General features: G+C 33.0%; 9 protein-coding genes. 2 read left to right on the top strand and 7 right to left on the bottom strand.

Features of this window, described 5'->3' with window-relative positions; all coding sequences use genetic code 11:
• Nucleotides 1-45: 45 nt before the first annotated feature.
• On the bottom strand, nucleotides 46-2,268 hold the full coding sequence (locus G6042_RS05625) for a patatin-like phospholipase family protein (protein ID WP_235933208.1): 2,223 nt from the start codon (nucleotides 2,266-2,268) through the stop codon (nucleotides 46-48).
• A 79-nt stretch (nucleotides 2,269-2,347) separates the two neighbouring features.
• A complete protein-coding gene (gene uvrC / locus G6042_RS05620; RefSeq protein WP_169523406.1) occupies nucleotides 2,348-4,147 on the bottom strand; it encodes an excinuclease ABC subunit UvrC in 1,800 nt (599 codons plus the stop codon).
• 108 nt (nucleotides 4,148-4,255) lie between these two features.
• Between uvrC and G6042_RS05615 the strand changes: the two genes are divergently transcribed.
• Nucleotides 4,256-4,819: a 5-formyltetrahydrofolate cyclo-ligase gene (locus tag G6042_RS05615; RefSeq protein ID WP_169523326.1), complete on the top strand. Its 564-nt coding sequence runs from the start codon at nucleotides 4,256-4,258 to the stop codon at nucleotides 4,817-4,819.
• Here G6042_RS05615 and G6042_RS05610 read toward each other — a convergent pair.
• From G6042_RS05610 to ileS, 3 genes are all read right to left on the bottom strand, one after another.
• Nucleotides 4,806-5,420: a lipoprotein signal peptidase gene (locus G6042_RS05610; protein WP_169523325.1), complete on the bottom strand. Its 615-nt coding sequence runs from the start codon at nucleotides 5,418-5,420 to the stop codon at nucleotides 4,806-4,808. The two genes, G6042_RS05615 and G6042_RS05610, sit on opposite strands and share 14 nt — an antisense overlap.
• A gap of 88 nt (nucleotides 5,421-5,508) precedes the next feature.
• A complete protein-coding gene (locus G6042_RS05605; RefSeq protein WP_169523324.1) occupies nucleotides 5,509-5,889 on the bottom strand; it encodes a TraR/DksA family transcriptional regulator in 381 nt (126 codons plus the stop codon).
• A gap of 7 nt (nucleotides 5,890-5,896) precedes the next feature.
• Nucleotides 5,897-9,298: an isoleucine--tRNA ligase gene (ileS, locus tag G6042_RS05600; protein WP_169523323.1), complete on the bottom strand. Its 3,402-nt coding sequence runs from the start codon at nucleotides 9,296-9,298 to the stop codon at nucleotides 5,897-5,899.
• A 249-nt stretch (nucleotides 9,299-9,547) separates the two neighbouring features.
• On the opposite strand from ileS, the gene G6042_RS05595 reads away from it, so the two are divergent.
• Entirely contained in the window at nucleotides 9,548-10,627 is a 1,080-nt protein-coding gene (locus tag G6042_RS05595) for an acyltransferase family protein (RefSeq protein WP_169523322.1), read from the top strand.
• Here the strand turns inward: G6042_RS05595 and recO are convergent.
• Nucleotides 10,620-11,333, bottom strand: coding sequence for a DNA repair protein RecO (gene recO / locus G6042_RS05590; protein WP_169523321.1), 714 nt, complete (start codon nucleotides 11,331-11,333; stop codon nucleotides 10,620-10,622). The two genes, G6042_RS05595 and recO, sit on opposite strands and share 8 nt — an antisense overlap.
• 63 nt (nucleotides 11,334-11,396) lie before the next feature.
• Complete coding sequence (gene porZ, locus G6042_RS05585; RefSeq protein ID WP_169523320.1) at nucleotides 11,397-13,688, bottom strand: type IX secretion system anionic LPS delivery protein PorZ; 2,292 nt, start codon at nucleotides 13,686-13,688, stop codon at nucleotides 11,397-11,399.
• Nucleotides 13,689-13,800 lie beyond the last annotated feature (112 nt).

Genomic DNA, 13,800 nt, shown 5'->3' with positions numbered 1-13,800 from the left:
GTTTTTTATGTTCAATTTTATAAAAAAATGCTTTTTAAATAGAAATTAAAACCAAAAACCAACATTAATCATCGTGAAACCTTTTGGTAATTCTGGTGACCAAGTATATTTTATTTCGATTGGACCAACAACTGATTCGTAGCCATATCCAATGGCATAACCGCTAAATTTAGGTTTAGAAAACCAATTACCTGTTTCAAAAAGATTGTTTTCTATATTAGCATAATTAGCAGAAAAATTAAAATGATTTCGTTTGTAAATTTCATAATCAATGGTGAAGCAAGATTTTATAAAACTATCAGCAGATATGCTTAAAAAATCATAACCTAAAAAATGTTTGAAACTATTGATGGTATGATTTCCATAACCACCAAGAACAAAGTCGAAGAAATTAACACTATCGTCACCAATTTTAAAGCCAGCTTCCGATTGAATTTTTAAAGTCCATTTTTTTGCAAAGTTTTTTGCAAAGCCAATTTCTCCTTTGGCAATTGAAAATCGTTCAAATTCTTTTGTATAATCAGACGAATAAAGAAAAGATTGAATATCGCCAGAAAAAAGCCAACCATTTTTAGGAAAATAACGATTGTCAAAAGAATCGTATTTTAAGTATCCAAACGCACTTATGTAGGTGCTGTTTTCAAAAACTCGACTGTTTTCTTCTAAATTTTCTGTTTCAATTCTAAGATATTTGTGTTCTAAACCTGCGCCAATCAAGTATTTTTGGATAAAAACGGTTTGAACATATATTTGATTGGTCAAATCAGTAAAATCCATGTTTAGCGAATTTAGTCCTGTTTGTTCAAATAAAGTTCCGTCATTAAAATCGGTTTTTACGTTTCGATTGAATTCGTTAAATCGTGATTTTATTCCAAAACTCCAATAAAAACCATTGTCTATGTAGTAATCAAGATTGTAACGAATATTGTCGCCAAGTGCTAAATCCATTGATAAAACATCGTTTTTAAACATTGATTTTTTATGTGTAACGTTAACTAAAATGGCGCTTTTGTATAATCCGTCATAATGCAATCCAAATTTTAGGAAGGTTTTATTTTCGTTTTCGGATAAATTGATTTTTAGTTCGTCGCCATTGTCTTTTGGTTCCAATGAATAACTAATTCGGCTAAAGTTTTGAGTAGCGTTCAAGTTGTTTATGCCGGTTTTTAATTCGTTGTAATCAATTTCTTTTGGAGCTTTAAATCGAAGTTTTCCTAAAACATAAGCTCTAGTGTAATTATCCATTTTTGAAATTGTTATTCCTTGAATGTCAAGGCATTCGTCAACTTTTTCTAAATGTTGAACTTCGTTTTCTGTGCCCAATTTTTTTATTTGGTCATAAACTGCAAGTGCAGCTTCTTCACCTTTTTTAATGATTTCTTTTCCTTGGTCAAATGAAATTACGCCATAGTTAGAAATATCGGGTTTGATGTAGATATCGGTGATTTTGGTTTTTTCTTTCATTTTGTTAATCATCTCCAAATTGGTGATTTGAACCAAAATTCGAGTAGCATCTTTTAGCGATTCTCTGTCTTTTAAATCGTCTTGAACATCAACGCCAATGATGATTTCTGCACCCATTCTGCGAAGTTCTTCGGCTGGATAATTATTAGTAACGCCACCATCAATAAGTATTTTTCCATCAATTTCAACGGGTGAAAATAACGATGGAAATGCGGAACTTGCCATCATTGCTTGTGCAAGATAACCTTCGCGAAGCAATACTTCTTCGCCAGTTTCTATATCGGTAGCAATGCAAACAAATGGAATAGGTAATTGGTTGAAGTTTCTAATATGTCTAACATTATGGGTTAGTTTTGCTAGCATATTGTAGTTGTACATTCCTTTTGAAAGTGCAACTGGAATTCCTATTTTGAATTTGTTGAATGGTAAAGAAACTGCGTATTTTTCGTCGTTTTGTTTTTCATAAAAACTTTTGGACGAACGCGGAATGTAGTCTTGAAGTAGTTCATCAAAATTGGTGTCATAGAAAATAGAATCTATTTGAGCTGCGCTGTAACCCGAAGCATATAATCCGCCAACAACTGCGCCCATACTGGTTCCGCCAATGTAATCTATTTTTACGCCAGCTTCTTCTAGTACTTTTAAAACGCCAATATGTGCAAATCCTTTTGCTCCGCCGCCAGATAGTACTAATCCGATTTTTTTTCTAGGGATTGTGTCTTGTGAATATGAGATAATAGATGATAGACAAAAAGATAATAGACAGAGAAGACGAATGCTGATTAGCCCTGATTGAAACGGCATCCTTTTTTTGAAAAAAAAAGATAGAGTGGAAAGCAGGAAAATGGCTAATAGATAGAATTGAAACATTCGCTCAAAAAATTTATGGTTTTATCTCTTTGTAAAATTCGGAAATTTTTTTGGCTTTTGATGCACCAATGACTTCAGAAATTTCTTTTTCGGTGGCTAATTTTAATCTTTTAACACTTTTGAAATGTTTTATTAATGTGAGCATGGTTTTTTCGCCAATGCCTGGAATGGTTTCGATGGACGAATTTAGTGCCGATTTGCTGCGTTTGTCACGGTGAAATGTGATGCCAAATCGATGTGCTTCGTTTCGAAGATGTTGGATGACTTTTAAGGTTTCTGATTTTTTGTCGAGGTATAACGGAACGGAATCGCCGGGATAAAAAAGTTCTTCGAGGCGTTTTGCAATGCCAATGATGGCAATTTTTCCGCGTAAACCTAAGTCGTCTATACTTTTTAAGGCAGAAGAAAGTTGTCCTTTTCCGCCGTCGATGATGATGAGTTGTGGCAAAGGTTGATTTTCGTCGAGCAATCGCTTGTATCTTCTGTAAACGACTTCTTCCATGGAGGCAAAATCGTTTGGACCTTCGACGGTTTTTATATTGAAATGGCGATAGTCTTTTTTGGATGGTTTTCCGTCTTTAAAAACCACGCAAGCCGAAACAGGATTCGTTCCTTGAATGTTAGAATTGTCAAAACATTCAATGTGTCGCGGTTCAACGGAAAGGCGTAAATCTTTTTGCATTTGCGCCATAATTCGGTTGGTATGACGTTCTGGATCGACGATTTGAATTTGTTTTAATTGTTCTAGTCGATAGTATTTTGCGTTTCGTTCTGACAATTCTAAAATTTGTTTTTTGTCGCCCAATTGTGGAACAGTAACTTTTATTTTATCGCCAAAATCGAGTGGAAACGGCAGAATAATTTCTTTGGATGTTAGATGAAAACGCTCGCGAAGTTCGACAACTGCCAGTTCTAAAAGTTCTTCGTTGGTTTCGTCTAATTTCTTTTTTAGTTCTAATGTGTGTGAACGAATAATCGCGCCATGAGCAATTTGTAAAAAGTTGACATACGCCATGGTTTCATCGGAAATGATTGAAAACACATCGATGTTGGATATTTTTGGGTTTAAAATCGTGGAACGCGACTGATAGTTTTCGAGAATTTCGATTTTTTCTTTGATTTTTTGTGCTTCTTCAAATTGCATGTTGGTTGCAAATTCGAGCATTTTGGATTTGAAATCTTTCAAGCTTTCTTTAAAATTTCCTTTTAAAATTTCTCGGATTTTATCAACATGATTTTGATAGTTTTCTAGCGTTTCATAACCTTCGCATCCGCCTTTGCAATTGCCAATGTGAAATTCTAAACAGACTTTGTATTTTCCTTTTTCGATATTATTTTCGGTTAAATCATAATTGCATGTTCGCAAAGGATACAATTCTTTTATTAAATCTAAAATGGTGTTTACGGTTTTAAAATTGGTGTAAGGTCCAAAATATTCTGAACCGTCTTTTATCATTCTTCGGGTTGGAAATATTCTTGAAAAAGGTTCTTTTTTGATGCAAATCCACGGATAGCTTTTATCGTCTTTAAGGTTGATGTTATAACGTGGTTGAAGCTTTTTAATCAGATTGTTTTCTAATAATAGCGCATCGGCTTCTGTAGCAACAACAATGTGTTTTATGTCAACAATTTTTCGGACTAAGACGTTGGTTTTTGCGTTGTCGTGATTTTTATTAAAGTAGGATGAAACGCGTTTTTTTAAATTTTTGGCTTTGCCTACATATAGAATTTTTCCGTCTTTGTCGTAATACTGATATACTCCAGGATTGTTTGGAAGTGTTTGCAGTTGAAGTTCTAAAGATGGATTGGTCATTTTTAAGAAAATAGAATAAAGAGTATAGAAAATAGATGTAACTACTTTCTTCAAACAAATTTAACTTTAATTCTTTCATAAAGCAAATGCGTTTTTTACTTTTACTACATGAATAAAAAAGATTTACGAAGTAAATATAAAGCACTCAGGCAACAACTTTCGGCAGAAGCAATTGAAGATAAAAGTTTAGCAATTGCTAATCGGATGCTTTCATTGGATATTTGGGAGAAAACTTATTTTCATTTGTTTTTAACGATTGAAGAACAAAAAGAAGTTGATACTGAATTTATTCTTCAAATTTTAGCAGGAAAAGACAAAGAAATTGTAGTTTCTAAAAGTGATTTTGAAACTCGTGAAATGACGCATTATCTTTTGACTGACAATACAAAATTCAGGAAAAACGAATACAATATTTTTGAACCTGTGGACGGATTGGAAGTTCCTGTTTCTAAAATCGATGTGGTTTTTGTGCCGCTTTTAGCATTTGATAAAAACGGAAATCGGGTAGGTTATGGCAAAGGTTTCTATGATAATTTTTTAGCCAAATGCCGTGAAGACGTGATAAAAATAGGATTATCTTTCTTTGAACCCGAAGAATCTATTGATGATATTTTTGAAACCGATATTCGATTGGATTACTGTGTAACGCCTTTTGGAATTAGTAACTTTTGATTGATTCAGGTTTTGCGAAAGCTCTTTTATTGAAAACAATTAAAATTCCAATTCCAGTTGAAATAGCAACATCGGCAACATTAAAAATAGCGTTGAAAAATTTAAAAGGTTCGCCACCCCAAATTGGTAACCATTCTGGGAAAGTGCCTTCAAAAATTGGGAAATATAACATGTCAACTACTTCGCCGTGAAACCACTTTTGATAAGGTTTGTCGGTAAACATTTCAGCTAGTTGATAATGACTATCACTAAAAAGTTGTCCATAAAACACCGAATCAATAATGTTTCCAACAGCACCAGCAAAAATGAGTGAAATAGCAACCATCAAAAAGTTGGAACAATGTTTTTTGCTTGAATCATATAACCAATAAGCAATTCCAAAAACGACAACAATTCTGAAAACAGTTAGGATTAATTTTCCATATTGTCCAGGAATTTTTGTTCCCCAAGCCATTCCTTCGTTTTCAATAAACAAAATTTTAAACCAATCAAAAACTTTTACTTCTTCGCCAAGAATAAAATTAGTTTTGATATATATTTTTGAAAATTGGTCTATTACCAGAATTAAGGCAATTAAAAAGACGGAATTTCGTAATGACATTGTTTAATTTTTAGTGGCGCAAAAATAGTATTTTTTTCTAAAAAAAACGCTCCTAAAAAGGAGCGTTAAATATTTTATTTTTAACGTGTTATCGTTGTAGGTTTTTAGCCTCGATACTCATAGTAGCATGAGGAACGATTTTTAATCTTTCCTTAGAAATTAGCTTTCCAGTTACTTTGCAAACACCATAGGTTTTGTTCTCCACACGGAAAAGTGCATTTTTCAAATCGCGGATGAATTTTTCCTGACGAATTGCCAATTGCGAATTTGCTTCTTTAGACATCGTTTCGCTTCCTTCTTCAAATGCTTTAAACGTTGGCGATGTATCATCGGTTCCGTTGTTTAAGTCATTCATATAAGCGCTTTTGATTAATTCTAAATCAGATTGTGCTTTTTCAATTTTTTTCAAGATAATGTCTTTGAACTCTGCTAAATCAGCATCTGAGTATCTCATTTTTTCTTCTACCATCGTTTTTCTATTTTGAGATTAATATCCTTGTTTTTATATCGTCAAATTCAATTTCTATGCCATTTTCTATTTTTTCCTCAAAAATCAATTCCTGAGTTAATGTTTCAGACATGATATAGTTTTCATTATTCTTAACTGCAAGTTCTAATTCTTCGTTGCGAAGCAGTTGAACTTTAATTTTATCGGTAACTTCAAATCCTGAATCTTTTCTGATGTTTTGAATTCTGTTTACCAATTCTCTTGCAATTCCTTCTTGTTTTAATTCTTCGGTGATGGTTATGTCTAAAGCTACCGTTATACCATTAGCATTGGCAACTAACCAACCCGGAATATCTTGGGATGTTATTTCAACGTCTTCGGTTGTTAAAATTATGCTTTTTCCTGAAATAACAAGCGATAGTAAACCTTTGGCTTCTAATTCGGCAATTTGTTCTGCTGAAAAATTTTGTATTTCTTTGGAAATCAATCCCATATCCTTTCCAAAACGTGGTCCAAGAGTCTTGAAATTTGGTTTAATTTGCTTCACTAAAACACCTGATGCATCGTCTAAAAGTTGTACTTCTTTCACGTTTACTTCGGCTTTTATTAGGTCGGAAACTGCCTCAATTTCTGTACGCTGATTTTCGTCAAGTATAGGAATCATAACCTTTTGCAGAGGTTGACGTACTTTTATCATTTCCTTTTTACGAAGCGATAAAACGAGTGATGAAACCGTTTGGGCTTTCATCATTTTGCTCTCAAGTGATTTATCAACAAAGTTTTCAACTATTTCTGGAAATTTTGCCAAATGTACACTTTCAAATTCCTCTGAATGTGTTGCTTGGGTTAAATCTCTGTAAAGTTTGTCCATGAAGAATGGTGCAATTGGTGCAGACAATTTTGCAACAGTCAACAAACAAGTATAAAGTGTTTGATATGCCGCAATTTTATCGGTTCCATATTCGCCTTTCCAAAATCTTCTTCTGCACAAACGAACGTACCAGTTACTTAAATTCTCCTGAACGAAATCGGAAATTGCTCTGGCAGCTTTTGTTGGTTCATAATCAGCATAAGCTTCATCAACTGTTTTTATCAAAGTATGTAGTTCTGATAAAATCCAACGGTCAATTTCTGGTCGTTCGTTTAACGGAATTTCTGCTTCTGAATAGTTGAAATTATCAATATTGGCGTATAAACTAAAGAACGAATAGGTATTGTATAACGTTCCGAAGAATTTTCTGCGAACTTCTGCAACGCCTTCAATATCAAACTTTAAATTATCCCACGGATTGGCATTCGAGATCATGTACCAACGTGTTGCGTCTGGTCCATATTCTTCAATAGTTTTAAATGGATCGGTTGCATTTCCTAGACGTTTTGACATTTTTTGTCCGTTTTTGTCTAAAACTAAACCGTTTGAAACTACATTTTTATAAGCAACTTTGTCAAAAACCAATGTTCCGATGGCGTGTAAAGTGTAAAACCAACCACGAGTTTGGTCAACACCTTCGGCAATAAAATCGGCTGGAAAATCTTTGTTTTCGTCAATTTTTTCTTTATTTTCAAATGGATAATGCCATTGTGCATAAGGCATTGCACCCGAATCGAACCAAACATCAATCAAATCACTTTCGCGCTTCATTGGTTTTCCAGAAGCAGAAACTAACGTGATAGCATCGACTACATTTTTATGTAAATCAACCAAATCATAGTTGGTTTCACTCATATTTCCAACCTCAAAACCTTTGAACGGATTTTCATTTTGGAAACCAGCTGCGATAGCTTTTTCAATTTCTGAATATAATTCTTCAACCGAACCAATGCATATTTCTTCGGTTTTGTCTTCGGTTCTCCAAATTGGCAATGGAATTCCCCAATATCTTGAACGGGATAAGTTCCAATCATTGGCATTTTTTAACCAATTTCCAAAACGACCTTCACCCGTTGCTTTTGGTTTCCAGTTGATGGTTTCGTTAAGGTCAAACATTCTATCCTTGATTTCGGTTACTTTGATGAACCAAGAATCTAACGGATAATATAAAAGTGGTTCATCGGTTCTCCAACTGTGCGGATAACTGTGAACGTATTTTTCTACTTTAAAAGCTTTATTTTCTACTTTTAATTGGATGGCAATTTCTACATCGGCAGAACGTTCTGGCGCAGTTCCAGCATCGTAATATTCGTTTTTAACATACTTGCCTGACAAATCGCCCAAACCTTGAATAAATTTACCTTGCAAATCTACCAACGGAACAGGATTTCCATTTTCGTCAAGAACCAACATTGGTGGAACTTCTGGCGTTGCTTCTTTCGCAACTTTAGCATCATCGGCACCAAAAGTTGGCGCTGTGTGAACAATTCCAGTTCCATCTTCTGTTGTAACAAAATCACCAGAAATTACTCTAAACGCATTTTCAGGATTTTGATATGGTAAAACCAATGGCATTAGTTGTTCGTAACGAATTCCGACTAAATCTAAACCTTTACATTCAGTCAAAACTTTGAAAGGAATATTTTTATCTCCAGCTTTGAAATTTTCAAAATCGGATGTTTCTTCGCTGGCAAAAAATCCTTTTCCAAATTGTTTTCCGACTAAATTTTTAGCCAAAATCACTTTTACTGGAAGGAAAGTATATTGATTGAAGGTTTCAATTAAAACATAATCGATTTTTGGTCCAACGGTTAAAGCTGTATTTGATGGTAACGTCCAAGGTGTTGTTGTCCAAGCCAAAATATGAATATCGCCAAAACCTTGTAAAAAGCTTGGTAAGGTTTCGTTTTTAGTTTTGAATTGCGCTACAACAGTCGTATCGGTTACATCGCGGTAACTTCCTGGTTGGTTTACTTCGTGAGACGATAATCCGGTTCCAGCTTTTGGCGAATACGGTTGGATTGTATAACCTTTATATAGTAAATCTTTGTTGTAAATTTGTTTTAAAAGCCACCAAACCGATTCCATGTATTTAGATTTGTAGGTTACATATGGATTTTCCATATCAACCCAATAACCCATTTTTTCGGTCAAATCGTTCCAAACGTCAGTATAACGCATAACGGTTTTTTTACACGCTTCGTTGTATTCTTCGATAGAAATAGTTTTCCCGATGTCTTCTTTGGTAATTCCTAATGCAGCTTCAGTTCCCAATTCTACTGGTAAACCGTGTGTATCCCAACCTGCTTTGCGCTTAACTTGGAAACCTTTTTGAGTTTTATAACGACAAAAAATATCTTTAATCGCACGCGCCATTACGTGGTGAATTCCTGGTAAACCGTTTGCAGACGGCGGACCTTCAAAAAACACATAAGGAGTTGCACCTTCACGTGAAGTTACAGATTGTTCAAAGACGTTGTTTTTTTTCCAGAAATCAAGAACTTCCGATGCAACAGTTGGCAGGTCAAGTCCTTTGTATTCAGTAAATTTAGTACTCATTTTTATCGTTTTCTTTAATCAGTTTGCGAAAGTAATCAATTTTGATAAAAGAGAATAGAAAATAGATAAAAGAGAATAGACTTTTGTTTAAAATTAAGAAAGGAAGATGATTTTTTGATTTTTACACAAAAACTTGTTTCAAAATATTTTAATAATTATTAATTTAAGAATGGTAAATCAATTAGGATTTTTAGATTAAAAAATACATTTTTGTGTTAGACTTTTAACTTTAGTTTTGATTTTTTTGAAATGGAGAGAATACCAAATATAACTGGACTTAGATTTTTTTTGGCATTTTTGGTAGTTATTTTTCATGTTTCCGAATTTTGCAGTAAGCATGAAATACCTTTTTATAATTCACTTCCTGTTTTTAATAAAGGATACGAAGCTGTTTGTGTTTTTTTTTCGTTAAGTGGTTTCTTGATTATCAGACAGCTTTATGTTGAAAAAGAATTGCAAAATACCATTTCATTAAAGAATTTTTACACCCGAAGGATTTTGCGAATTTTTCCATTGTACTTTCTTATTCTTTTTTTTGGATTGATTTATTATAAATATATTTTGTCAAATTTTGGTTTTTCAGGTAGTTTTAATGATGATTATAATTTATATGAAGGATTGCTTCTTTCGGTGTTTTTTATGCCAAATGTTTTTGCAAGTCTTTATAGTCCAGGAGGAATTATTGAGGTATTGTGGTCTATTGGTGTAGAAGAACAGTTTTATTTGTTTATTGCTCCTTTTTTATTGTTGTTTCCTTTAAGAAGACATCTTTATTTTTTGCTGTTTTTTACCATTGGATTTTTTGCGTTCTATTACGGTGTAGAAGGTAATTTTTTTGCAAGATTTAATATGTTGTTTTTTTATTTTACAGCAAGCGGAATAGTATCAATATTAGTTCTGAAGTGTAGTTATTTATTTAATAATAAGATTGTTGCTTCAGTTTTGTTTTTGATGTTTGGGGTGTATTTTACAACAAATTTTTTTAATGATTTGTTATCAAATGCAAATTATAATTTTATAAGTATGTTGCTCTTTTCAATGGTAATTGGATTTTTGAGCGTGAAAAAGTATCTTTTTTTGAATAATAGATTAATTACTTATTTGGGTAAAATATCGTATGGAATTTATGTGTATCATTCAATAGTAATTCAGTTTTTAGGGTTAGTTTATATAAAGATTTTTGCTGGCTTTAGAATTGACTATTTTATAATAGTTGGTTTTTATAATGTTTTTGTAATTGTACTGACTATCATTATTTCGCATTTTTCTTATCAATATTTTGAAAAGTTTTTTATGAATTTATATCGTAAAAAACTCATTTCTAGCTAAAAACTTCTTTCAAAACATCTAAAGATTTCGGTTTTTTGAACCCGTCGAGGTGAGAAGAATAATAATCCAGCAGGATTTTGAGTAATAATTGACGTTCGTTAGCATTGAAAACTTTCTGGTTTCCGTCAAATTTTAATCCGATGAGTTTTTTGAACAAAAAAGTTTCGTGCTCTGTTAGGCAATTAATACCAAGAAAAGGAGTGAAGCAACCTTCTTTTGTATCAAAGAATTGGTGTTCAATATCTGAAACATCAGGATAAAAGCCGAGGAATTTGGTAATTTCGATTAGTAAAATCAAATGAAAATTAGCGGTTTCTTCATGAGTATCTAGCCAAAGCAAAGCCGTTTCTAGAAAAATAAAAAGGTCTTCATTTTTTTCTTCTTCGTGTATGCTGTGATGCAAGATTTCGGAAGTAAAAATGGCAATAGTACTTTTTATAACATCGGTATTGATGGAGTGATAGGCTGAGGCGAGTTTTATTTCTTTGATATGTTCTAGCGTTCCTTTATTCTTGTGATTGGCTTCGATTTCAAGGATAGTCAACGGCTGAAAATAGGCGATTTTTTGTGAAGATTTTTTGGAAGAAAAAGCACTTTGAACGAAATAACTTTTCAAGCCGTCGCTTTGTGTAAAACATTTTACTATCAAGCTTTTTTCTTGATAACGAAGCGATGAAATGACGATGGCTTTGGTTTTGACTAACATATTTGAATTACGAATTTTGAATTACGAATTACGAGTTGGAATTCGTAATTAATAATTCGTAATTTACCTGATTATCATTACTTTTTTAACTGTAGTTTCTGAACCGTCTTCGGCTGAAATAAAAATCATATAAACGCCCGAAGCGACTTTGTATTTTCCAAAAGCAGTTGTATCCCATTCGATTGTTCCGCCTTCGGAAGTGGTTTCGTAAACTAGATTTCCTTCGATATCAGTGATTTTTATATTGGCTTTTGATAGTAATCCAGCAATTTTTACAGTTCCAATAAATCCTGGACGAACTGGATTTGGATATACATATACATTTCTTAAATCATCGGCTGGTCTTGTTGCTGTTCCTTGAAACGAAACCATTCCTTTATCTGTTGCAAAAAAGATTTCGCCTGTGGTTTCATTAATTTCTACATCACCAACCATGTTGCTTGGCAGCGGTGAATTGTCTTTGGTGAAATGATAAATGGTTTCTTGACCATTGGCAGAAAATAGAAAAACACCAGAATCTACTGTTGAAATCCATTTTCTGTTGGAACCATCAACAACAATATCGGTAATTACTTGTTCATAAAGTAGTTCTTGTGCTAAATCTTCTTCCAAGATAATTATAGCATTGGCTTTCATTTGGTTTTCAGAATTGTAAGCACTTGTACTAGAAAGTACTCTAAGACCTTTTGTTGTTCCTATCCAAACTTGGTTTCGGTTGTCGATTGCTAAGGCTTTTACTTCAGTTGAAGGAAGATTTCCAGTGTCAACACCTTCGGTTATTTTCTTGAAAACGTTGGTGTTTTCGTTGAATGCAATAACACCATTTTTGTTGGTTGCCATCCATTTTGTCCCATTTCTATCTACTTTTATTTCAGAGATGTCATTATTACCTATTGCTGTTAGAATAGAACTCATATTGTATTGTTGCCATTGACCATTGTTTTTTAAGACATGTAGACCATTTGGAACACGACTGTTGAGTACCCAAAGATTTCTGCTTCTATCAAAATCAGAATCGCCAATACGAAGGTTGACTCCAGAATTTGGAACTATTGCATTTAAAGTACTGTTAGTTTCGTTGTAAATTGTTGTTGGAACATCATTTTCAATTTTGAGTAAACCATCATAATAGGAATGAAAATAGACTATATTTTCATCGTTTGGATCAATAGTTATTTTGGTCATTGATTTTGCATTTAGTAAATCGGCAAATGGGATGTGTTTCCATTCGGTAGAAGTCATTTTGCTAATATCAAATCGTGTTGGGCTAAATTGAAAAAAAGTATTGGGATTGTATTCAACATCATAACCACCATAAGAAATCCAAAGATTGGTTGGACTACTTTTTAGGGCAAAAATGTAATTTCGCTTTGGACCTTTTGGCATTATCACTTCCATATCGCTGGTTGATGATGCATTTATGCTAATAATTCCAGTGTTGTTTGTTCCAATGTATATGTAGTTATTGATAAAAGTTGCACAGGTAAACGATAAGTTTTCTATGTTTATTTGGTTACTTTGAATATGTGTTTCTTGAATAAAATTTGTATTGAATACATAAACATGGTTTTGAGAAGTTACAATTATTTTGTCGTTAAAAACCCTTAAATCTATTCCAGCTTGCGGAAGAATTATAATTTGTTGAAAATTTGTTCCATTATGTCTGTACAAACCGTTATTTAGGTTTTGACAAATAAGTTGGTTATTTATTGTTACGATACCATTCCATGATCCTGAGTCAAAGGTTTGCCATTGCGCAAAATCGATCAAATTAGGATTGCTTAGAGACGCTTTTTTAATTCCAAAGAATTGAGAAACAGCATAAATTTCGTTGTTTAGAACGGTGGTTTGATATATTCTTATTTCTTGACCATTTGGACCAATAAAATAAGTGTCGCCAAATTCTAAAGTGTTGATATTGTATTGTACAATTCCGAAATCGCAAGAAATATAAATGATTCCTTGATGTTCCATGAAGTGATTTATTCGTTTAATATTATTTGGAATTGATTTATTGACAATATCTACTACATTGGTAACACTTCCATCGATGTCGTTTACTACAATCATTAATCCGCTTTCATAACCAATGATAGTTTTTTTTGCATCTTGGCTAAAATAGATAGCGGTAATGGTTTCGCCCGATAAACCGTCAACAGTATTGGTGGTTTTGATAGTATTTGTGGCTAAGTTTTTTGAAAACAAAGCATTTTCTCCTGCAGCGGTTATTTTTGAAGGAGATTCTGAAATGTCTTTAATCTCGTTATAGGAGAAATAACCTTTCCACTGAAGGTTGGCTTGAGAAAACCCAATGGATGATAGCAGAAAAACGAATATGTATATAATTTTTTTCATCAAGCAATTTTAGTTACAAATATAGTATAAACGTAAAAAATAGGTTTTTAATATTTTTGAAAGTAAAAAAAATGCCTCCAAATAACTTGAAGGCATTTTAATAGTTTTGGTT

The organism is Flavobacterium solisilvae, assembly GCF_012911605.1.
In the GTDB taxonomy this organism is placed as follows: Bacteria; Bacteroidota; Bacteroidia; order Flavobacteriales; family Flavobacteriaceae; genus Flavobacterium; species Flavobacterium solisilvae.
Note: the sequence above shows the minus strand (reverse complement) of the source record. Positions and strands in the feature narration are given on the sequence as shown.

What these genes read in the sequence shown, in the direction of transcription:
- G6042_RS05625 (WP_235933208.1), bottom strand. Translation starts at nt 2,268, where the DNA reads ATGCCGTTTCAATCAGGGCTAATCAGCATTCGTCTTCTCTGTCTATTA.
- uvrC (WP_169523406.1), bottom strand. Translation starts at nt 4,147, where the DNA reads ATGACCAATCCATCTTTAGAACTTCAACTGCAAACACTTCCAAACAAT.
- G6042_RS05615 (WP_169523326.1), top strand. Translation starts at nt 4,256, where the DNA reads ATGAATAAAAAAGATTTACGAAGTAAATATAAAGCACTCAGGCAACAA.
- G6042_RS05610 (WP_169523325.1), bottom strand. Translation starts at nt 5,420, where the DNA reads ATGTCATTACGAAATTCCGTCTTTTTAATTGCCTTAATTCTGGTAATA.
- G6042_RS05605 (WP_169523324.1), bottom strand. Translation starts at nt 5,889, where the DNA reads ATGGTAGAAGAAAAAATGAGATACTCAGATGCTGATTTAGCAGAGTTC.
- ileS (WP_169523323.1), bottom strand. Translation starts at nt 9,298, where the DNA reads ATGAGTACTAAATTTACTGAATACAAAGGACTTGACCTGCCAACTGTT.
- G6042_RS05595 (WP_169523322.1), top strand. Translation starts at nt 9,548, where the DNA reads ATGGAGAGAATACCAAATATAACTGGACTTAGATTTTTTTTGGCATTT.
- recO (WP_169523321.1), bottom strand. Translation starts at nt 11,333, where the DNA reads ATGTTAGTCAAAACCAAAGCCATCGTCATTTCATCGCTTCGTTATCAA.
- porZ (WP_169523320.1), bottom strand. Translation starts at nt 13,688, where the DNA reads ATGAAAAAAATTATATACATATTCGTTTTTCTGCTATCATCCATTGGG.